Here is a 23619-nt window from a genome sequence, read left to right on the forward strand (position 1 = left end):
GTCCATTTGACTATCATTTATGTAACGAGCATCAGCCAGCTCGACCAATTAGAAGCTAACTTGACCGAGTATAAGTGACTCAACGAAATAATTGGACACGTCATTGACTATTCAGCCAAATAACACTGTTCTGCCAAACAAAAAAGGCAGACCTAATGGCCTGCCCTTGTTTCTTTTAGTTTTTATCTAATCGCTAGTCTGTCGACATGCAATTTAGATTCAGTAGCATCAATTCACGTAGTGCTACTGAGAACTTAGCAAACTCATGAACCGAACCTACTTTGAATTCGTTCAAGATGCTTTCCCAACGATGCAGAGAAACCGAGTTGCTTTCCATCCAATCATCAAGCGCTTTAATCACATCAATATCTGAAGCACAACCGCAGTTAAGTACTTGGCCAGTTAACTGACGTTGCTGCCAATCCAGATCTTCTCTGAATGCGGCACGTGCCAATGCTTGCCAGTTGTTGTCTACTGCTTGGCCATTGATTTGCTTCAAGAACCAGTGCAAAGACAAGCGGTCACCAAGGTTGAAGTAAAGCTTGGACGCTTGTTGTACTGTTTTACCTGTTTCACGAGCCACTGTGGATATATCCAGTGCCGAGTACAAGCTAGACAAACGTGCAACTGAATTAGCCAACTCAGCGTTTACGCCTTGGTCAATCCATAGCTGTGCCATTGCGTTATGCTCTTCTACTTCAGAAGCCACTAGGTTTTCATCCAGTTTCTCTGTGATAGTTAGAACATCACCTTGGTAAAGTTCAATCAGTGCTTTCACTGACTGTTTACCGGTACGGTTTCTTAGCAACCAACGAGCCAAGCGACGAAGTGTACGGCGAACATGGTAAATCAATTCATATTGAGCTTCAGAACTTGAAACATTATCCAGTTCACGGATGCTCTTCAGAACATGGCCAAGACCGTAGATTTCACGTGATGCCGCGTAAGCATTTGCAATATCAACGATATTTGCACCCGTCTCTTCTTGCAGACGAGTAACAAAGTTACAACCCATTTCGTTAACCATTTGGTTAGCCAGTGCCGTCGCAATAATTTCAGAGCGTAGTGGATGGTTATCCATGTGCTGAGAATAGTTACGACGTAACGCTGTTGGGAAGTATTGCATAAGCTGTTGAGCATGGAATTCATCATTAGCGATATCATCACTAACAAGATCTTCTTTAAGCACCATTTTTCCGTAAGCAACAAGTACAGAAAGCTCTGGTCTTGTTAGGCCTTGGCCCTGCTTTTCACGCTCAAGCAATGTTTCGTCGTCTGGGATGTATTCCAAACCACGATCCAAGTATCCTGCTTTTTCCATAGTATGGATGAAGCGGATTTGCTCTTTGACTAAGCCAACACCTTGATGCTCAGTAACCGAAATAGACTCAGCTTGGCAATATGCGTCGTCTAGTACGATTTCGCCCACTTCATCTTCCATCGATTCAAGCACTTGGTTACGTTGCTTAACGGTTAGATCACCGTTAGAAACTAAACCATTCAAGAAGATCTTAATGTTTACTTCGTTATCCGAACAGTCAACACCACCAACGTTATCAACGAAGTCGGTATTAACGCGGCCACCCGTTAGCGCGTATTCGATACGACCCAGTTGAGTCATACCCAAGTTACCGCCTTCACCAACAACCTTAGCTTTCAGGTCACGGCCATCGATACGAAGCACGTCATTTGCACGGTCACCAACATCAGTATGAGTCTCGTTTGAAGACTTAACGTAAGTACCAATACCGCCATTCCAAAGAAGATCAACCTGCATAGACAAGATCGCTTTGATCAAGTCATTCGGTGCCATTGATGCTTTCTTAGTACCCAGCATTTTCTGAATTTCAGGTGTCAGAGAGATAGACTTCGCTCGACGAGAGAAGATGCCACCACCTTGAGAAATCAGGTCTTTGTTGTAATCTTCCCAGCTTGAGCGAGGTAGATTAAACAAGCGCTCACGCTCTACCCAGCTAGAGGCAGATTCTGGATTCGGATCGATGAAGATATGCATGTGGTTAAACGCAGCTTGCATACGAATATGCTTAGACAACAGCATGCCGTTACCAAACACATCGCCCGCCATATCACCTACACCAATAGCAGTGAAGTCCGTTGTTTGACAGTTGATGCCCATTTCACGGAAGTGACGCTTAACAGATTCCCAACCACCTTTCGCCGTGATACCCATGGCTTTATGGTCGTAACCGTTAGAACCACCAGAGGCAAACGCATCGCCTAACCAGAAGTTGTACTCATCAGATACTGAGTTTGCGAGATCTGAGAACGTTGCTGTACCTTTATCGGCAGCAACAACCAAGTACGGATCATCTTCATCGTGACGAACAACACTCTTCGGTGGGATAACCTCACCTTCAATAATGTTGTCTGATACATCTAGTAGCGCACGAATGAAACGCTTGTAACAACGTTGACCTTCAGCGAAGATTTCATCACGGCCAGACATCATGTGCTGACGCTTACAAACGAAACCACCCTTTGCACCAACCGGTACAATTACAGTGTTCTTAACTTGTTGTGCTTTAACTAGGCCTAGAATCTCAGTACGGAAATCCTCTTGGCGATCTGACCAACGTAAACCACCACGAGCGACTTTACCGCCACGTAGATGCACACCTTCAATGTCTGGTGCGTAAACAAAGATCTCAAACGCAGGAACCGGCGCTGGAATATCTGGAATCTCGCTTGGTCTCATTTTCAGAGCCAACCAAGGTTTAGACTGTTTGTTGTCGTCTAACTGATAGTAGTTAGTACGAAGCGTTGCTGTGATCATTTCCATGTAGCGACGAATGATACGATCATCATCCAAGCTTTCTACATGATCCAACTGTTCAGTGATCTTCTTAATAAGATCTTGTTGGCCTTTCGCGCTGCCCTTCAATTTAGGATCAAAACGCTTGCCGAATAAGCTCACTAATCCTTTCGCTAGATCTGGGTAATGAGACAGTGTGTCTTCAATGTATTGTTGGCTGAATGGGAAACCAACTTGGCGCATGTAACGCGCATACGCACGTAAGATTGAGATTTCACGTCCAGAAAGACCTGCACCCAATACCAAACGGTTGAAACCATCGCTGTCTAACTCACCCGCCCAAATCGCAGCAAAGGCTTGTTGGAATAGATCGCGAGCTTCACGAAGATCAATCGTCTTGTCACTCTTGTGCAGCATCGAGAAATCAAGGATCCAATAAGTCACCCCATTGGTCTTGCGCACTTCATAAGGTGATTCACCAATAACGCGCAGGCCAAAGTTTTCAAGCATTGGCATAACATCAGACAGGTGAATCGGCTCATCACTGTGGTAGAACAGTTTCAAACGAACGGCTTTAGAGTCTGCCGCCTCTTCTTGAGGACGGTAGAAAAGCATGCCAAGTTTGTTATCTTCACTCAGTGCTTCTAGACGCTCGATGTCTGCAACAGCAGAACCAGGCATCATGTCTTCTTTGTACGAACGTGGGAATGCACGCATGTATTCTTTCGATAATGGAAGACCTTTGCTCTCACCGAAGTTAGCAACGATTGATTCAGACAGGCGGTCATCCCACGTAGACGATACTTCCATTAAATTTTGCTCAATTGTTTTCACGTCCACATCCATGTTGTTGTTATCAACACGAACAATATAGTGCGTTCTTGCCAGTGGGCTTTCAGAGAAGTATGTCGTGAATTCGACTTCTTCTTCACAACCGAAGTATTGCTTCAAGATGCGCTGGGTTTGACGACGAAGCTCGGTGTTGTAACGATCTTTTGTTACGTAAACCATACAGCTGAAGAAACGGCCAAACGGGTCTTTTCGAACGAACAAACGCAGAAGGTCGCGATCTTGCATTTGTACTACACCCGTACCCACTTCGAGTAACTCCTCTTCTCGAGCTTGAAGCAGTTCATCACGTGGGTAGTTTTCAAGAATGTTGTGCAGAGCTTTGTAAGAGTATGAACCCTTACGGTAACCACTTGCATCTAAGATACGCTCAACTTTCTCGCGAACTAGAGGAATGGTTTCAACGGTTTGGTTATAAACGGCAGAAGTGTAAAGACCCGTAAAGCGGTGCTCACCAATAACCTTGCCGTTTTTATCAAACTTCTTGATACCGATGTAATCATTGTAAGCTGGGCGGTGAATGCGTGAAGCCGTGTTGCCCTTGGTTACGATCAATACATACGGTTTTTTTGCTTCTAAGCGTGCCGAGTCAGAAAACTCAGACAGCTTAACGTTGCGTACACGATCTGAATTTGCGAACAAACCAAGGCCTTGCTCCTTGGTAGGTTGTAGTTCCGTGTCGCCATTTACAGAAACAAGGTCATATTCCTTGTAGCCCATAAACGTAAAGTTGTGCTCGCCTAACCAACGAAGGAACGCCAGAGTTTCATCAAAACGCTGGCTATCAACTGGGATCGTCTCTTTTTGCTGTTCAACTTGATTGGTTACTTCTTCAAGTCTTTCTACCATTTGTAGCCAGTCATTAACAACAAGGCCAGTATCGGTAAAGATATCCAGCAGCTCGGTTTTAAGCGCTGTCATTTCAGCTTTGCTACTAAGACGGTCAACCTCAATATGGAAAAGCGATTGGAATGCACCTTCATTGTTACTGACACCAACAACACTTCCCTTATCAGAACGGGAGATTTGTGTTGGGTTGTGAAGCATAAGATGAGAAGAGAGGTCGAGGCGAGTTAATGCCATTTTTACAGAATCAACGAGGAATGGGCTATCTGGTACCACTATCTCGACGATAGTGTGAGTAGATTGCCAGCCTTGGCGACTTACTGTCGGGTTAAAAACACGGACAGAGATTTCGTCGGCTTTCTTTTCATTGATGTGATGCCATAAACTAACTACAGCACCGTATAAATCGGATTCGTTTCTCTGAGTCAGGTCGTCGTGAGAAACGTTACTAAACAAGTGTTGAGCAAGTTGAGTTACGAGAGGTCGATGAGCAAGGTCAAGTTTGTCTTGAATCAGTTTGTACACTTTTTCAAGTAAAACTGGAACCACAGTTTCACGTGCGGTCATAGTCACACTCCACAATTAGAATTATATTTTATTATTAGGGGGCTTACTTAAGCTAGTGTTTGAATTGAGCCGTTGAGCTCTTTCCTACTAACGAGTTAAGCAAAGGTAATGCATTCATTTATTGTAAAAGCATTATTGATAAATAGTTAATTGTTTTGGAGGTGGTAAGAGGTGAAATGTTTGATTATGTGATTAAGATTCCTTTTAACTCACTAGGCACGCCAAGGTTTACAGAGCTTCCAACTTAATAAACTTATTTTTTTGGTCAGTTGTCAGTCTAAACTGCCCTCTAACCCCTATTTGTGTAAGAAAAGGTCTGAACCGAGTTGCAGGTAACTGTAGGCGTAATCCAGTAGTCGTTATCACTTGGACTTTACTTGCCGCACCAGAATAGCTGGCCAAAAACTGCTGATATGAGATGTTAAGTTGGAAAATATAGCGATTCATACAATACCTGTGTAAATATACAGTACCAGTACTTTTTGGCACTTAACGATGTCTGACTGTACAACTGAGCTTGAAACTGCTCTAGCTTATCGAAAATTCGATAACCCAGAAACAAAAAAATCAGTGGCAGATATTATCTACCACTGATGACTTTTTGTTATTAGTAAACCGTTTGTTAGCAAGCCGCTTATTAACAAACAGTTACGTGAATGAGCGCGAGCTTAAGCCTCTAGTGCTTTTGCCACTTTCTCGAATAAGTCATTCGCTAGGTTGTCCATGTTCTTCAGCGTCTCAAGTTCTTTCTTGATTAGAGCTTGGCGTTCATCATCATATTTACGGAACTTAAGCAGCGGGTCAATCAAGCGCGAAGCCACTTGCGGGTTGCTGCTATTCAGCTCACGTAGGATCTCGCCAGCAAACGCATAACCTTGTCCTGACTTGTTGTGGAATTGGACCGGGTTCATATTTAAGAACGAACCAACCAAGTTGCGAGTACGGTTCGGGTTCTTCAAACTGAATGCTTGGTGTGACATAGACGCCTTGATCACCTCAAGTGCATTTGAACTTGGGTTTGTTCCTTGAAGAGCAAACCATTTGTCCATGACAAGACCATCATGTTTCCACTTGTCGCTGTAATCCGCCATTAAAGTTTCACGACATGGGAGTTGTGCAATGTTCGCCGCGCCCATTGCTGCCATTGTGTCTGTCATGTTGTTTGCTTGCTGGTACATAGCGACAACCAAGTCATCACCCTTTTCAGTATGAGCCAAGTAACTTAGACAAACTTTACGCAGAGTTCGCTTACCAATTGAATCATGGTCAATCGTGTATTCTGTTAATGCGTGACTGTGGTAAACCGCAGCAAGTTCATCTTCGAGCTCTTTCGCTAGCGTCACTTTCATCGCTTTCAATACAGATGCAACCGCATCGATATCGACACGCTCATACCAACCAGACACTTCATTATGACTTGGTAGAGAAAGCATCTCTGCAATAAACGCAGGTTCTAACGAATCGCTGAGTAATACACCACGGAATGCATCAACGACTTCAGAAGAAAGTGCAAACTTTTGACCTTGCTGAACGTTATCTACGTTGCTACGGATGTATTTCGCTAGCAGCATTTGCCCTGCATCCCAACGAGAGAATTCGTTACGAGCATTCACCATCAAGAAGATCAGCTCTTCGTCTGAATAATTGTATTCAAGTTTCACTGGCGCAGAAAACTCACGCAGCAGAGATGGAACTGGTTGCTCTGAAACGTTTTCAAACACGAACGTTTGTTCCGCTTCTTTCACGTCTAATACATTGTGAACTGGCTGACCGTTACATTGTAACTCAATCACTTCACCTGACGCTGTGTATAGCTCGATATCTAGAGGAATATGCAGAGCCTGCTTTTCAGTTTGCTCATGAGTTGGCGCTGTTACTTGGCGAGTCGTTAACGTGTACTCTTCTTTCTCTGCATCGTAATGGCTTTCAACAGAAAGCGTCGGCGTACCAGATTGGCTGTACCATAAACGGAACTGAGACAGGTCAACGCCCGATGCATCTTCCATTGCCGCTACGAAGTCTTCACATGTTGCAGCCGTGCCATCGTGACGTTCAAAGTACAGCTTCATGCCTTTTTGGAAACCTTCCTCACCCAACAGTGTGTGGATCATTCTGATCACTTCACTGCCCTTTTCGTATACTGTCAACGTGTAGAAGTTGTTCATTTCTATCACTTTTTCAGGGCGAATTGGGTGAGACATTGGGCTCGCATCTTCAGCGAATTGTGGCCCGCGGATAATGCGAACATTGTTGATACGGTTAACTGCGCGAGAGCCAAGATCAGAAGAGAACTCTTGGTCACGGAATACCGTTAAACCTTCTTTCAAGCTTAACTGGAACCAATCGCGACACGTTACTCGGTTGCCAGTCCAGTTATGGAAATATTCGTGACCGATAACCGCTTCTATACCTAGGTAATCTGTATCAGTTGCTGTTTGGTCATTTGCTAAAACGAACTTAGAGTTGAATACGTTCAGGCCTTTGTTTTCCATCGCACCCATGTTGAAGAAATCAACGGCTACGATCATGTAGATGTCTAAGTCATACTCAAGATTGAAACGCTCTTCGTCCCACTTCATTGAGTTAATCAAAGAAACCATCGCGTGGTTTGCGCGGTCGAGGTTGCCTTTGTCGACAAAGATTTCTAGATCGACATTGCGACCAGATTGTGTGGTGTATGCGTCACGAAGTACATCGAAGTCACCCGCAACTAAAGCAAACAGATACGCAGGTTTTGGATGTGGGTCTTGCCATTTCACCCAGTGACGACCATTTTCAGCTTCGCCTTCGTCTACACGGTTACCGTTACTGAGTAGGAATGGATTTTCGGCTCTGTCTGCGATAACCGTTGTCGTGAATTTCGCCAATACATCTGGGCGGTCCATGTAATATGTAATACGGCGGAAACCTTCAGCTTCACATTGAGTACAGAACGCACCACCCGATTTGTACAAGCCTTCAAGTGCACTGTTTCCTTCAGGGTCGACTTCAGTCACGATCGTTAGCGTAAATTCTTTCGGAAGGTAATTCAAAGTAAGTAGAGTTTCAGACTGTTCGTACTGCGTCCACTCCGTACCTTCAACCAGAACAGACACCAACTTCAAGCCTTCACCATCAAGTACTAATGTCGAGCTTTCTTTCTCCTGCTTAACACTAGAAACAGCGGTAATAATGGACGCCGAATCGTACAAATCGAAAGTAAGATCGATTTCAGAAATAGTGTGAGATGGTGATTGATAATCTTTACGATACTTGGCTTGAGGTGTATGTGCCATGACGGGTTCCTTTTGATCGTTATACGTAATTATTTTTTAACTGTATATATCTAAAGGTTGAGCGCCAATAAAACAAGGGGAATATTGAAAAAAGGAGGCATTGTAGGAAAATGCCTCCATGTTTTACTATTTTATCAATCAAATCAGACAGGAACGGCTAAGAAATGAACTGTGAACCATATTATCAACGAGCCCGACTTAACAGCAAGATATAGTGCTTAACGAATGCGATTGAGCACCGCAAACATGTCTCCTTCTTCACCTTGAAGCGTCAACACATCACTGTTCAGTGTGTAACGAGTACCGTGTTCGCCATTTTCATACAGCAGTACTAATTGGTCGCCTTCGGTGTAATACACTCCACGACGAATGACTTCCCCCCCTTCTTCATCAGACACTCGGAACATGAAGATAAAGTCAGGTTGAAGCACTAAATCCATTTTTTGAATGTTACTGGCACGCAAATCGCTCCCGGAAAGTTCTGCGCTTGACCATATTCCCGCCAGGGCGTTGGGCAAGGCTTTGGTGAACATCACACCGTTAAGATTCAGCATATTGTGATTACTGCTGTAAGCGTAAACCTGAGGCTCAGAAGTATTTAAACCCAAAATAATCGTGTCTTCATTGGCGTTATACAAACCTTCCCAATGGTCGACACTATAGTCTTTCTTCTGAATATCAATAGAGAAAGAGTAGTTTGAATCGAGAGTGAGTTTGATTGCTCTAAAGTTTTCAGTACCTTGCTCAGGATCTGGGTTCATCAAATACCAATCACCAAGCAACAGAGGAAGGTCAAAATGAGATAGATTGCTATCACTTTTTGATTGTTGATCGCTCGAAGCAGCTACCTCACTCCCAAAAGCAACAAAACTTAAACAAGATAAAAATAGTAGAATCCATTTCATACGCGCCCCCTCGTTTTCTTTAAGCTTAGGCACGTAATGAATAGAAAGCGAAAAAATATGATCCAAGTCACTAAATTTTAAGTGCAAAGTAACTTAAGTGTCATTATTCGATGCAAAATAGAGCTAAATGACCCTGAGTATTGAGTGTTCTTTGCGACAATCTCAACGGTTACAATCAGGTATTCCTGTCAAATCATAGACACAAAAAAAGCGAGCCTAGGCTCGCTTTTTAAATTGTGCATCTTTAAACAATCACCTTTAACAGGTATTTGCTCTATTTCTTGATCATATCCAGCATGATAGCAACAGACTCATCAAGATAAGCATCCGGGGCTTCATAGTCTTTAGGAATATCATCTAACGTTTTAAATGCCTCTAATTTAGCGGCCTTTTGACGTTGGTTAATACGATCTAGACGAAGCGTATCCGCATCATCGCTCTCTTGCTGACGTACCTTTTCATTCAAAGAAAGGTCGTTATCGTCTTTATCTGCCTTATATTTTTCAATATCTTGCGCAATAAAGCCGAATTCCATGTCAGTAGCAATGCGAGCTTGATGTTGGGCAGTCAAAGCAATTATTTCTTCATCGTTACGCTGTAACACTGAATAATTTGCTTTATCAATACTGTCCCAAGGCAGAGCATTATCTTCAACACTTTCACCGGTATCAGCAGGATCAATTGGCGTTGGGTAAGCAATATCAGGTACTACACCTTTGTTTTGCGTACTGCCACCATTGATTCGATAGAATTTCTGGATTGTGTATTGAACATAGCCCAACTCTTTATCGAATAAATCATAGATATGATTCAAAGAGCGATGTTGTTGCACCGTTCCTTTGCCGAAAGAGTTTTCGCCAAGAATGATTGCACGACCGTAATCTTGCATCGCTGCCGCAAAGATCTCAGAGGCTGAAGCACTGTAGCGATTGACCAATACCGTTAGTGGGCCTTGGTAACTAATTTCGCCATCAGTATCACTGTTCACTTTGACACGACCGTAGCTATCACGCACCTGAACAACGGGTCCCTCTTTGATAAACAAACCAGAGAGTTCAGTTGCTTCAGTGAGTGCACCACCACCGTTGTTTCTCAGATCAACAATAATACCTTCAACACCTTGCCCTTTAAGCTCAGTGATCAGTTTGTCTGTATCTTTAGAAAGACCAACATAGAAACTTGGTACTTCGAGTACACCAATCTTCTTGCCATCTTTCTCGATAACTTCTGATTTAACAGCGCGGTCTTCTAAACGAATCTTATCGCGTACAATTGTGACAACGTGACTTTTTGCATCTTTACCATCTGGCAAGATCTGTAGCTTAACTTTGGTCCCTTTCGGTCCTTTGATTAATTGCACTACATCGTCTAGACGCCAGCCGATAACATCAACAATCTCTTCGCCATCTTGACCAACACCAACAATACGATCGCCGTCGCTCAATTGTTTGCTGTTTGACGCAGGGCCACCAGCAACGAGAGATCGAATAACGGTGTAGTCGTCAGTCATCTGAAGTACAGCACCAATACCTTCTAGAGATAGATTCATCTCTGATTGGAATTGCTCTGCATTTCTTGGAGAAAGGTAGCTGGTGTGAGGATCAACTTCACGCGCAAATGCGTTCATGTAGATTTGGAAAGCATCTTCATTATGCGACTGCGTGATACGCTTCATCGCATTGTTGTAACGCTTTTCCAAAACTTCTTGAATCTCTGGCCATTCTTTACCAGTAAGTTTTAGGTTCAACGCATCGTATTTAACACGCTTCCTCCAAAGCTCATTCACTTCGGCGATATCTTTTGGCCATTTCGCTTCATTGCGATTGAGCTCAATACTTTCATCGGTATCAAACTTAATCTCAGTGTCTAGCAAAGACAGCGCATACTGAAAACGTTCAAAACGCTTCTGCATAGAAAGATTATAAACATCGAAAGCAATCTGGTTATTACCCGCTTTCAGCTGATCATCAATTTGAACAGATGATGAGGAGAAAGAGTCAATATCAGCTTGAGTGAAGATATTACGATTATAATCCAGCATCTCTAAATAACGATTAAAGATAGCTTGAGAGAAATCATCGTTGAGATTGAAGTGTTTATAGTGAGAACGAGTAAATCGAGAAGTAACACGTTTACTAGCAGTTTCGTGTTGGGCCTCAGGAACGAGTAAAGGTAAATCGTCCTGATCTAATTTGGCTTCAAGAGCCTGAGCTGAAGCTGCTAGACAAAAGCTAGCAGCAATCAGTGTCAATTTTGAACGGCATTTCATGCGTAGGAGTATCTCCTTTAAGCGCGCAAGTGCTCCGCTTTAACAACCATTTGTAGGCCGTTTGCTAACTGAACACGCACATCTTCCTTATTGATTTCAACAATGGTCGCAGCCATGTTTCCTGTACCCATGTTCACATTTACTTCTTTGCCAGCGATGAATTCGTCAGCGTTCAAAGCGCGTGTTTCTACAGGCTTTTCTACTTTCGGTGCTTTAGGCGCTTGACGACGAGGCTGTTGAGCTTTCTTCGCCTTAGCTTTCGCTTTGCCTTCTTCACGAGCTTTCTGTGCTTGTTCTTTACGACGAGCCTGAACTTTCGCTTTGCTTTCTGCAAGTGTAGCCTTAGCGTGCTCAACGTGCTCTTCTTCTAATGTGCCACACGCGTTGCCGTCTAGGTCAACACGATCTGCGCCAGCTTTTACGCCGTGCAGGTAACGCCATGATGATGTGTACTGTCTTAACGCTGCACGAAGCTGAGTCTTACTTACTTTTTCGTCTTCATTTAGACGTTCAGCAAGATCTTGAAAAATACCAATTTTAAGTGGTTTTGCTTCACCTTCTAGAGTAAAGCATTTAGGGAAACATTCAGCAATATATGCGATAACTTCTTTGCTGTTTTTTAACTTTTCAGTGTTTTCCATGTGGGTTCCTGGTTTTTGCGGTTTTCCGCGAGCATTAAGAAAATATTTTTACGTATTATAGAGAGATGCTTGGGAAAAACCACAGTAAGAGAATAATTTATGCCTTGTTCGCGTGCGAATTAAGCACCTTTTCCACTTCAGCCATAAAAAATGTCAATCCGTCTTCATCAATTTGAGAAAAACGACCAATATTTGGACTATCGATATCAAGAACACCCACAACTTTGCCATCGATAGAGAATGGAATAACGATTTCTGAGTTACTTGCAGCGTCACAAGCGATGTGACCTTCGAACTCATGCACATCATGAATACGCTGAACTGTATTTGTCGCAACCGCAGTTCCACACACACCACGCCCTACCGGAATTCGAACACAAGCAGGTTGACCTTGGAATGGGCCCAGTACTAGTTCGTCTTTTTCCTTAGCTAAATCTTGCTTGATTAAATAGAAACCCGCCCAATTCAGTTCATCCAATTCCATTAATAATAATGAACTAATATTTGCAAGATTTGCAATTAGATCGGTTTCAGATTCAATTAATGCAACGGCTTGTTTGGTTAAGCGTTGGTAATGTTCTATTTTCATATTAACTTCCAATTAAATTGAGACTTCCATTATCAAGAGAACGCAGTAAAATGCGGTCATCAAACTAAATAGGACTTATTCTCATTACAATGAACAATTCAGAAGACACTATTAGCCGTTCTTGGTTGATAACTCAAGTAAAAAAACACAAGTCCAAATTACTGTTTGCTAACTTTGTTGCCATTATTGCAACCCTAATTAGCGTCCCTATCCCTCTACTTATGCCACTCATGGTCGATGAAGTTTTGCTTGATAAGCCAGCTTCAGGGTTAGAGATGATGAATCAGCTACTTCCAGTCTCATTGCAAACGCCGACTGGTTATATTGCGCTTACTCTCTTGTTGGTTATCTTAATGCGCTCGGCCAGCCAAGCGCTGAATATTCTACAAGGTCGCCAATTTACTTTGGTTTCCAAAACGATCACCTACCAGATGCGTAGCAAGATGATCGATAAACTTGGCCGCATTAGCATCCGACAATATGAGACCAAGGGCAGCGGCGGTATTAATGCCCACCTAATTACAGACATAGAGACCATTGATAAGTTCATTGGCTCGACCCTTTCTAAATTTATCATCAGTTTCTTAACGGTATTCGGAACCGCTATCGTCCTACTATGGTTAGAGTGGCGACTTGGGCTATTTATTTTACTCGTCAATCCTGTTGTTATTTATTTTTCTCGTAAACTCGGCAGCCGAGTTAAACACCTCAAAAAATATGAGAACCAGTCTTTTGAGCGTTTTCAGAATCGCTTAGTTGAAACCTTGGATGGCATCTATCAACTCCGCGCCGCTAATAAGGAGCGTATCTTTCTTGATGAACTTAAAGTTCAAGCAAACCAAGTAAGAATTGATGCCGATAAATACGCTTGGCAATCGGAAGCTGCCGGCCGTGTTTCGTTTCTACTGTTCTTATTAGGTTTTGAACTATTCCGTGCCGTCGCAATGCTAATGGTGTTATTCAGTGACTTGACGATAGGTCAGATTTTTGCGGTGTTCGGCTATTTATGGTTCATGTTAGGCCCTGTCCAAGAATTGCTAGGGATTCAATTCTCTTGGTATAGCGCGAAAGCAGCGCTGCAACGTATTAACGACCTACTGCAACTAGAAGAAGAACATCGCCCTGTTAGCAAGGTAAACCCTTTTGATGACCATAAAGAAGTGACAGTCGACATTGAAGACGTTACATTCTCTTACACATTAGAAAACACTGTTTTAAATAGGCTATCGCTACACATTCCAGCAGGAAAAAAAGTCGCCCTAGTGGGTGCTAGCGGTGGTGGTAAATCAACGTTGATCCAGTTGTTAATTGGGGTTTATCAGGCGGACTCTGGTTGTATACGCTTTAATGGTGAAACAACGGACGACATCAGTTTTGACATAATACGCAGTCAAATTGCCGTTGTTTTACAACAACCTATACTCTTTAACGATACATTAAGGCATAATCTGACCCTTGGTGCTGAATACGATGAAATGTCGTTGTGGCGCGCGCTTGAAGTCTCTCAAATGCAAGATGTAATCAAACAGCTGAGTAATGGCTTGGATACGCAAATTGGTAGGAATGGCGTTCGACTGTCTGGCGGTCAACGACAACGCTTAGCGATCGCCCGCATGGTGCTGAGTAATCCTAAGTTTGTTATTCTTGACGAAGCGACATCTGCCTTGGATACAGCAACAGAGTCAGCACTGCATAAAGCACTAAGCGAGTTTTTGAAAGATCGCACAACTTTGATAGTGGCTCATCGATTATCAGCGGTGAAACAGGCCGATCTAATCTATGTTTTAGAAGATGGGCAAGTCACACAGACAGGAACGCATGGTGAATTGGTTGAACAACAAGGACTATATCAAACACTCTATGGCAGTGTGCAATCGCACGCCTGATGTTTATTGTTCTAGAGATTTAAGTCAGTGTAGTTCTAGGCATTTAAATCAGGTTTTCAGCTTGATTAGTGTTTCAACTTGGGAGGTCGCGTGACCTCCCCATCCGAAACCAACTCTTTATCGACTCAGCACCAGTTGTCAACTGAGTCTCCGTTGACAACTAAGTCTCCGTTAGCAACTAAGTCTCCGTTAAGAACCAAGCACCTGTGCGACAGCAGCTCTGTACGTCTGTGTCAGGGCTGCGAACTACCCGTTGATAAAATGGATATCCCTCTAGGGAAATCCGCATATTGTCCAAGGTGTGGCACTCAGCTTTACCGAGGCGGTACACCTAGCCTGTCTGGAAACCTAGCAATCGCGATTACCTGCTTATTGCTATTTATCCCCTCACACTTTTTTGAATTTATCAGTATTCGTCTGATTGGCGTCATGATACCTGCGACGTTACCATCAGGTGTCTTTACTTTAATGGGTGAAGGCTTCCCTCTACTAGGCCTACTCATCCTATTCTGTAGTTCGATCGCCCCGTTACTCGTTTGTACCTCTGTACTCGTCACTCATGCAGCACTGCGCTTTAAGATTTTCACGCCATTTAGGTATGCGTTATCCATCATCCAAACATTAAAGCATTGGATGATGTTGGATGTATTTCTGGTAAGTTTGGCTGTCTCATGCTTCAAACTGCAGGATTACTCAGATATTTTTGTCGGCCCTGGTTTAGTAGGATTGATTTTACTGCAGCTTTTCAGTGTATTACTGGTAAGCCGTATCAGTGTGCGTCGCTATTGGGAAGCTTGGGCTCAAGAGTCTGATTACTCTTTTGTAGAAAGTAAGAACGTACACTGCCACAACTGCCATCTTTCTCAACCTGACGGTCATACTTGCGTACGTTGTCACCATGACTTATATCACCGTAAGCCCTACTCTATACAGAAGACATGGGCTCTGTTGTTTGCTGCGTCAGTGGCTATCATACCAGCCAACGTTATTCCTATTTCTATCCTTATTACAAACGGACAAAGGCTAGAAGACACGATAATTTCTGGTGTCGCTTCGCTAATCAATAGCGACATGTATGGCATCGCAGCGATCATTTTTATTGCCAGTATCGTCGTGCCTGTTGCGAAAATACTTGGCCTAACGTACATCTTAATTTGTATCAAGATGAAGCGCGCGGTTTACCACAGGCAGCGCATGACCATCTATTTCATTGTGAAGTGGGTGGGAAAATGGTCGGTGATGGATCTGTTCGTTATTTCGATCATGATGACCTTGGTCGACCGTGGACAGATTTTAAACTTTACACCAGGTTATGGTGCAGTCGCTTTTGGTGTCGTTGTTGTTCTCACGATGCTGGCAGCGGAAAGCTTAGATCCTAGGCTAATTTGGGATAACTACACCTCTAAAGATGAGTCAGTGAATGAACAACGATAACCAATCACAAGCGTCATATTCACCAGAAGTAAGGAAAAACAAAGGCATTTCACCTTTGTGGATTCTGCCGATATTAACCGTCGCATTAGCCGGTTGGTTGGTCATGAAATCGATACACGATGCAGGGCAACGTGTGCAGATATACTTCTCAGATGCCGCAGGTTTAGTCGCCGGTCGAACGACAATTCGTTACCAAGGCTTAGAGGTGGGTATGGTGCGCGACATCACCTTGTCCAAAGATTTATCGAGTATCTATGTCGATGCTGACATCTACCCAGAAGCGAAGAAGCTACTTTCAAAGGGCACTCGTTTCTGGCTCGTAAAACCAACGGCGAGTTTGTCTGGTATCTCAGGGTTAGACGCGCTTGTTTCGGGTAACTACATTGCTATTCATCCTAGCGAAACCAAAGAAGAACTAGAAACCGTTTTCCAAGCTCTAGAATCCTCCCCTTCTGATTTATTGGCCTCTGAAGGTCTAAATATCTCACTGACGACCAAAGATCTGGGCGGTGTGTCTGTTGGCTCTCAAATCGTTTATCGTAAAATTCCAATTGGTGAGGTTTACAACTACCAATTAAACGACAACGCGAAGTCCGTTACGATCCAAGCGTCGATTAAAGATGAATACAGCCATATCATTACCGACCAAAGCCGTTTTTGGAATGTCAGTGGCTTAGGTGCCAGTATTGGATTTTCAGGCGTCGATGTGCGCTTAGAAAGCCTAAGCGCGCTGCTTGGCGGTTCAATTGCGGTTGACTCTCCCGGAGAAGGTCAGCCCGTCGAGATGAACACCAAGTTCAAGCTCTACCCAGATTTGAAAACTGCCGGTCGTGGCATCTCTATCAAAATCGCTGTGCCAGATGACAACAAGATCAGCGCAACTGGCGCTCCGATCATGTATCGAGGCATAGAAATCGGTCAGATCACTGATTTATCTTTAAGCGAAGGTCGCGAAAACGTGGTTGCATCTGCCGCTATCCAACCGGCATTCAGCGACTTTTTAAATAGCGGGAGTAAATTCGTTTTAGAAGAAGCTGAATTGTCACTCACTGGTATGAAAAACATTGCCAACTTAGTGACAGGTAACTTTTTAACCTTGGTACCGGGCGAAGGTGAAAAGGCACGTCGATTCACTGCGATTCGTAAAAACGAGTTCAGTCAGGAACAAGAAAAGTCAGTCGCGATTCGCTTAACATCAAACAACTCATTCGGATTGGATGTCGGTACACAACTGCTCTACAAAGGTATTGCCGTTGGCTCTATCATTCAAGTTGGCTTAGTTGATGGTGTTGGCACTGGCTCTGACAAGCACGAAGTGTTTATGGATGCGCTTATCGATAACGAATATGCGCACCTAATCAAAAGTCACAACCGTTTCTTTGTGACAGGCAGTGCGACCGCAGAGCTGACCGAATCAGGTTTAAGTGTTACGGTTCCACCGGCAAAGCAGCTTCTTACTGGCTCGATCAGCTTTGTGAGTGAAGGTAAACCTGAAGCTCGAACTGACTACCAACTTTTCCAAAGCAAATCGTTAGCAGAAATCGCTAAGTTTAATCAGTCAGGCTCAAAAACGCTTTCATTATTTGCTAGTGAGTTACCTTCAATTTCTAAAGGCAGCCCACTGCTCTACCGTAACCTACAAGTGGGTAGTATTTCGGATTTTCAGCTTGCTGATGGTGGTGTAAGAATCAAAGTCACGATCGAAAATCGTTACACGCACTTACTCAATAAACATACCGTTTTTTGGAACCGCTCAGGCGTTGAGATTGATGCTTCGCTATCGGGTATTAGTATTAAAGCGGCACCCGTTAAAACGCTAATTCAAGGTGGTATTGCTTTTGATTCGCTTCCCGGTATAGACAATAAGCTTGGTGATGTGTGGAAGCTGTACAAAGATTCTAAATCCGCTCGAAAGTTTGGCCGCGCGATTACGATTACCTCTTCTGGCGATCAAGAAGTCAGCAAGGGTATGGCTATCAAATACCAAGGTGTCACTGTTGGTGAGGTTACTTTGGTGATTCCTAACTTCAATAAAGGCGGCATTGAAATTACCGCGCGAATCTTACCTGAGTACGTTGGCAAGATTGCCGTGGCGAACAGTCACTTCTGGTTGGCAGAACCTGAGATCGGCCTTAATGGCATCAAAAACGTCTCTGCGCTTCTCTCTAAGCACATCAACGTAGATCCGGGCAATGGTGACAGAAGTACGAAATTTAAGCTTAGCAAAGGACCCGTGCAGCCTGAAGGCAAGATATTCCAGCTACAAAGCGAAACGCGAGGCTCGGTGTCTGAAGGCACACCTATCCTATTCCGTGAGCTAGAAATCGGTAGTGTTATCGATGTACAACTAGGCGAGTTTGCTGATCGCATCATCTCTACGATTCAAATAGAACCTGACTACGCGTATCTGATCCGCGCAAACACTGTGTTCTGGAACGTGTCGGGTGTCGATGTCTCTATCGGCCTCTCTGGTGCAAACATCAAAGCCGGAACGGTAGACAGTTTATTAAGAGGCGGAATTACCTTCTCAACGCCACCGACGAGTGAACTTCAGCCTGTGGCAAGCGAAGATCAGTCTTTCTACCTATATCCACAAGCAGAAGATGAGTGGAAGTCATGGAGAACAGCGATTCCTCGTCCATAGAGTGAATCCTCAGAAGCTCCATGCAAATTAATACAGCTTAACGAAGATTAATTCTTCATCAAAATGCAGCCATTCGGCTGCATTTTTGTTGTTTGCCGTAAATATGGTTTAGGACGACCTCATTTTGCTTTAAACTCCCCGCATTAATGCAATAATTCGAGATACTCTTTTGCACGCTAACGTATATATTCCTGAAGAATTCCTAACGCACATCGAAGCGATCATGCCTAGTCACCTAGATATGGCTTCTTTTGTTGCCTCATGCCAAAAACCACTTCGTAAAAGTATTCGAGTCAACACACTGAAAATCAGTGTTGAAGACTTCCTAGTGCGAGCAAAAGAGAAAGGCTGGGAACTGGAACCTGTACCTTGGTGTGAAACAGGTTTTTGGATTACAGCCGATGAAAGTGAAGCGCCTCTAGGTAATACGGCAGAACACATGTCTGGTCTTTTCTACATCCAAGAAGCCAGTTCTATGATGCCACCTTCTGCACTTTTCCAAGGCGAAGCTGATTACCAAGCCGTGCTAGATACTGCTGCTGCACCCGGTTCTAAAACAACGCAAATCGCTGCGCTAATGAATAATCGCGGCGTGTTGGTTGCCAATGAATACGCTGCAAGCCGCGTGAAAGTACTTCACGCCAACATCGAACGTTGTGGCGTTCGTAATGCCGCACTCAGTAACTTCGATGGTCGAGTTTTCGGTGGTTGGTTGCCAGAACAGTTTGATGCTGTCTTGCTGGACGCACCCTGCTCTGGCGAAGGTACTATTCGTAAAGACGCTGATGCGATGAAGAACTGGACGTATCAATCTGTAGTCGATATTGCCGACACGCAAAAAGACCTGATTGAAAGTGCATTCCATGCTCTTAAACCTAATGGTGTTTTGGTTTACTCAACATGTACGTTAAGCACTGAAGAGAACCAACAAGTGTGCCATCACCTAAAAGAAACCTTTGGTGATGCGGTTGAGTTTGAATCTCTTGAATCACTGTTCGACAACGCAAAAGCAACGACGACTGAAGAAGGCTTTCTTCACATCTTCCCTCAGGTGTATGACTCTGAAGGTTTCTTTGTTGCACGTATCCGTAAACTAGCGTCTGTGACTCCACCAGAAGTTAAAAAACGCATGGGTAAGTTCCCATTTGAAAAAGCGTCAAAGAAAGCTCAGCAAGAAGTCGCTGAACAACTTCTTAGTGCTCTCGATATCGAACTACCAAGTGATACTCAAGTTTGGATCCGAGATAAAGACGTTTGGCTATTCCCTGAGGCGCTTGAGCCTATGATCGGTGCATTCCGTTTCTCTCGTATGGGCATCAAGATCGCTGAAACCCATAAAAAAGGTTACCGATGGCAACACCAAGTCGCGACAACGCTCGCGACAGGTAATGAAGCTAACATTGTAGACCTCATCATCGAAGATGCTCGAGAATGGTTCATGGGCCGAGACGTTCGCCCAGAAGGCTTGTCAGGCAAAGGCGAAGTGCTAGTAAAATACAACGGCGCAATCATCGGCCTTGGTAAATGGGTAGGTAACCGAGTGAAGAATGGCTTACCGAGAGAGCTAGTACGCGACAAAAACCTTTTCTAGTCGTTCGATTAAAGCTCTCACTGTACTGAGAAAAACAAAAAGCCCAAACAACCTTCATTGTTTGGGCTTTTCTATTCTTGTCGGCTAGCTCATTTCAAGGGAAGCACTGAAAAATCAACACTTAATTACACAAATATCAATTCAAGTCGCTATTTCCAATAACAAAAATCGCTTATTAGGGAATTTAAACTAGACTTCAGTCTAACAGTCAAAGAATTAAAACGATTAGCGTAGGCTCTTCGGAGCCCTTTCCCCTAAGCCCAAACAGGAAGGTTTGGGCTTTTTTTTGACCGACAAGCTCGCTTATTTAACTAGGCTGATGCCTTCTTTGTCGATAGTGATCTTGCCAGACTTGTACAAACCACCAATTGTCTTCTTGAACGTACCTTTGCTGGTTCTGAATGCAGAGAAAATAACTTCCGGAGAAGATTTATCATTCAAAGGTAAGTAACCACCTTTCTTCTCAAGCAGATCGAGAACCTTAGTGCTTAGGTCATCCATTTTAGCCACACCAATTTTCTGAAGAGACAAGTCAATCTTACCGTCTTCTTCACGAACGTTTTTAATGTAGCCTTTTAGCGCTTTACCTATGAACAGCTTACCGATGATGTCTGATGGGAAAATCATGCCCCAATGCTCACCGTTAACGATCGCTTTGTAACCTAACTGGCTGCGCTCAGCGATAATGAGATCCACTTGCTCGTTTTGCTTATAAGTCGCAGGCGTGTTGTCTAACCACTTGTTGAACTTTGTTGTACCTACAATGCGGCTAGATGCTTTATCAATATACACATATACTAAGATTGACTGACCTTCGTTTAAACGGCCACGTTGCTCGCTGAAAGGAACAAGAAGATCTTTACCTTTCACGCCCCAGCTCATGAATGCACCGGTGCTGTTTACGCCTTCAACCGTCATCAAGCCAAACTGCCCCACTTGAGCAATTGGTTTTTCAGTCGTTGCAGCGATCTGGTTGTCAGAATCAATGTATAAGAAAACATCCAGTTTTTGACCAATTTCAACACCTTCAGGAGTAAATCGTTTTGGCAGCAACACGGTTCCATAGTCGCTAGCGTCAAGGAATACACCGAAGTCGGCTTGCTTTACTACTTCTAAGTTGTTTATTTGACCAATATTAATCATCAAGATTTTCTCTACTTTAAATTTGGCGGTGATTATACGTGATCTCTGATATGCTTTCGCTAGTTTCATTCATATTTTTACATTCTAGGAGACATCGTTGATCACCGTTGATAAACAAGATGCGATAACACTCAAAATTAACCATGCAATGGCGAAGACCAAAAAGCTCGACATGGACGTTTATCTATTCATTCCCGGTGAACTCGGACTCACTCCCGAAGTACTTTCTGAAAGTGCCTTTTTCTACAGCTCAATTACTCAAAAGCGCGCCTACTACAGTGACAAGACACTGTTACCTTTGGTACACAGTCGCTTGGCAAAACGTGGACGCTTATCAACGACACAGTATCGTGTGAGTTTGAGTTTGTTCGCATATCAATATGTTATTGCTTTAGATAAAGCCGTGAGCAGTTTAAATAAGACTGATAGTGACGACGTAACAGCGGATGAGGTTGATGAAGTCATTGAGCTCGCGTTAGACATCTTGAAGAAGCTTCGCCGAAGTATTCCTTATGAAGAAAACCTCAAACGCTACTACGCAAACATTGATAACTATCTTTCTTGGTACACAGAGCAAAAATTCTTATCTCTGGTCTCTCATATGCCGCGTGGCAGTGAGTACTCGACGATAAAAGAGCGACTCTTAACGCTGTGTGACAAAGAGACAGCCCATCGTAAACTTAATCGCTATAACTCAGCCAAAGTTCGTGAAGACGTAACGCGCCTGAGTAACAAGATGCGACTGCTGCGACGTTTGATAGAACACCCTATCGTACTCAAGGAGAGGACCACCTCCATGGGTAAAAACGTTAAGCGTGCCGTTAAAGGTATTGCGACAGGCTTAGTCATGGTGGTGGTGACGACAACCGTCATATTGGCTCGTGATTTTCTAGGAGAGATTACCGCTTCTTTCATCGTGTCGATGTCATTTATCTACGCACTGCGTGAAATATTTAAAGATGACTTGAGAGACATCCTTTGGCGTTGGCTTCGTAAAGGCAAACCCAAGTGGAAGCGTCGCTACTTTGACCCAACAACCAATAAATCTGTCGGCCACAAGCTTGAATGGTTGGACTATGCGAACTTTTCCAAGTTAGCTGACCGTATTCAATCAATACGCAAGAAACGTGTCGTTCAGCGTGAAGAGCAAGTCTTGCACTATCGTTCACATACCGAGATGTCGACGTCAACATTCATGAGTGGTTACGAGGAGACTCGTGAAACGTTATCGATCAGCCTGAGAGCGCTGACACGCTTGATGGACAAGGGGTCAAATAACGTATATCGCCTGAATGAAGGGCAAGTAAGCCGTGAGTCTGTCGAAAAGCGTCACCTGCTCAACCTGATCATTAAAGAGAACAATCACGATACTGAACCGACCTATTACCGTTGGAAAATCGTAATGAACCGTTCAAAGATCGTTGATATCGAGCAAATCACCCAAGAGTCATAGCGTTGTTACGGTATGTGGACACTAGATTCACATACCGCTCTTCCACTTGTTCTACGAATGCCTTCAGTTGAACTATGATCTTCAGATTTAGATTCCGACCAACCTTATACTTCCGAGCTATTTTCTAGAAGGAACTTTCTTAATCGAAAGCGTTAGCGTGAACTCCGCCATTGGTTCATCGCCATGCAAAGACGGACATGTCGCGATTATGGTCACGGGTTGATTCACACGCTCGCCAGTAGACATAGTTTCAGCCAGCATAGTGTTGATCAGCTCACCATCGTTACAAGTGAAGTGTACGTCACCTTCCGGGCGCTTCAAGAAGTTACCTGTCACCTCTTTAAATGCCAACGAGATCTTTTCGCCTTGCTGCTGGGATTTACTCATTGCAAGAAAGCCCCCCGCCACATCAGCACCTACTGCTAACACACCAAAGTACATGCTATTGAGGTGGTTCTTAGTTCGTCTTTTGAGAGGAATTTTCACTTCAACATGTTGATTATCCAGCGCGAGCAGTTTTGGTCGGCATAGCCAGATCAGAGGCACTTTGAAAAAGCCAAACATGCTCAAGTAGAAATTTGCTTTTTGTAGAGGGGTCAACATTCGAGTTACCTAGTCAAATAAGTCATCAGACCAGTTAATCGATTAGCGCTCGAGATGTCAAAAAAATGTTACAAAAAAGAGATATCATCGCATAATGATATCTCTTTCATTCTCAAAGCTTTATTGCTTTAAATAAACTCATACAGCAAGT

Annotated in this window: 14 protein-coding genes; 5 read left to right on the top strand and 9 right to left on the bottom strand. The window is 43.6% G+C overall.

Annotation, left to right across the window (positions count from 1 at the left end):
* Positions 1 to 193: 193 nt before the first annotated feature.
* The 7 genes from AC3CH4_RS08235 to AC3CH4_RS08265 form a co-directional block, all read right to left on the bottom strand.
* On the bottom strand, positions 194 to 5035 hold the full coding sequence (locus AC3CH4_RS08235) for an NAD-glutamate dehydrogenase (RefSeq protein WP_102492077.1): 4842 nt from the start codon (positions 5033 to 5035) through the stop codon (positions 194 to 196).
* A gap of 228 nt (positions 5036 to 5263) precedes the next feature.
* Positions 5264 to 5482, bottom strand: coding sequence for a DUF2835 domain-containing protein (locus AC3CH4_RS08240; protein ID WP_004733645.1), 219 nt, complete (start codon positions 5480 to 5482; stop codon positions 5264 to 5266).
* A 221-nt stretch (positions 5483 to 5703) separates the two neighbouring features.
* Complete coding sequence (gene pepN / locus AC3CH4_RS08245) at positions 5704 to 8310, bottom strand: aminopeptidase N (RefSeq protein WP_372244846.1); 2607 nt, start codon at positions 8308 to 8310, stop codon at positions 5704 to 5706.
* A gap of 218 nt (positions 8311 to 8528) precedes the next feature.
* A complete protein-coding gene (locus AC3CH4_RS08250; RefSeq protein WP_054547714.1) occupies positions 8529 to 9215 on the bottom strand; it encodes a hypothetical protein in 687 nt (228 codons plus the stop codon).
* Between the two features lie 274 nt (positions 9216 to 9489).
* Positions 9490 to 11484 carry a carboxy terminal-processing peptidase gene (prc, locus tag AC3CH4_RS08255; RefSeq protein WP_065205174.1) on the bottom strand — a complete coding sequence of 665 codons (1995 nt, stop codon included), beginning with the start codon at positions 11482 to 11484 and terminating at the stop codon, positions 9490 to 9492.
* A gap of 17 nt (positions 11485 to 11501) precedes the next feature.
* Positions 11502 to 12125 (bottom strand): RNA chaperone ProQ, encoded by a 624-nt coding sequence (gene proQ / locus AC3CH4_RS08260; RefSeq protein WP_054547712.1) that lies wholly within the window; start codon positions 12123 to 12125, stop codon positions 11502 to 11504.
* Positions 12126 to 12222: 97 nt separating this feature from the next.
* Positions 12223 to 12714, bottom strand: coding sequence for a GAF domain-containing protein (locus tag AC3CH4_RS08265; RefSeq protein ID WP_488542792.1), 492 nt, complete (start codon positions 12712 to 12714; stop codon positions 12223 to 12225).
* A gap of 89 nt (positions 12715 to 12803) precedes the next feature.
* Between AC3CH4_RS08265 and AC3CH4_RS08270 the strand changes: the two genes are divergently transcribed.
* The 4 genes from AC3CH4_RS08270 to rsmF all read left to right on the top strand — a co-directional run bounded on the left by AC3CH4_RS08270 (position 12804) and on the right by rsmF (position 20269).
* Positions 12804 to 14600, top strand: a complete 1797-nt coding sequence (locus AC3CH4_RS08270; RefSeq protein ID WP_114633583.1) for an ABC transporter ATP-binding protein — start codon at positions 12804 to 12806, stop codon at positions 14598 to 14600.
* A gap of 78 nt (positions 14601 to 14678) precedes the next feature.
* Positions 14679 to 16034 carry a paraquat-inducible protein A gene (locus tag AC3CH4_RS08275; RefSeq protein ID WP_054547710.1) on the top strand — a complete coding sequence of 452 codons (1356 nt, stop codon included), beginning with the start codon at positions 14679 to 14681 and terminating at the stop codon, positions 16032 to 16034.
* Entirely contained in the window at positions 16021 to 18678 is a 2658-nt protein-coding gene (locus AC3CH4_RS08280; protein WP_237290403.1) for an MlaD family protein, read from the top strand. Before AC3CH4_RS08275 ends, AC3CH4_RS08280 begins: the two co-directional genes overlap by 14 nt.
* 169 nt (positions 18679 to 18847) lie before the next feature.
* A complete protein-coding gene (gene rsmF, locus AC3CH4_RS08285) occupies positions 18848 to 20269 on the top strand; it encodes a 16S rRNA (cytosine(1407)-C(5))-methyltransferase RsmF (RefSeq protein WP_017086834.1) in 1422 nt (473 codons plus the stop codon).
* Positions 20270 to 20572: 303 nt separating this feature from the next.
* Here the strand turns inward: rsmF and AC3CH4_RS08290 are convergent, their stop codons facing one another.
* Positions 20573 to 21481, bottom strand: a complete 909-nt coding sequence (locus tag AC3CH4_RS08290) for a CvfB family protein (protein ID WP_004733627.1) — start codon at positions 21479 to 21481, stop codon at positions 20573 to 20575.
* A 28-nt stretch (positions 21482 to 21509) separates the two neighbouring features.
* Between AC3CH4_RS08290 and AC3CH4_RS08295 the strand changes: the two genes are divergently transcribed.
* Positions 21510 to 22865 (top strand): hypothetical protein, encoded by a 1356-nt coding sequence (locus AC3CH4_RS08295; RefSeq protein ID WP_017077207.1) that lies wholly within the window; start codon positions 21510 to 21512, stop codon positions 22863 to 22865.
* A 117-nt stretch (positions 22866 to 22982) separates the two neighbouring features.
* Here the strand turns inward: AC3CH4_RS08295 and AC3CH4_RS08300 are convergent, their stop codons facing one another.
* Positions 22983 to 23468, bottom strand: a complete 486-nt coding sequence (locus AC3CH4_RS08300; protein ID WP_017082222.1) for a PaaI family thioesterase — start codon at positions 23466 to 23468, stop codon at positions 22983 to 22985.
* Between the last annotated feature and the right edge of the window lie 151 nt (positions 23469 to 23619).

The organism is Vibrio sp. QJM3NY_26 (genome assembly GCF_057786005.1).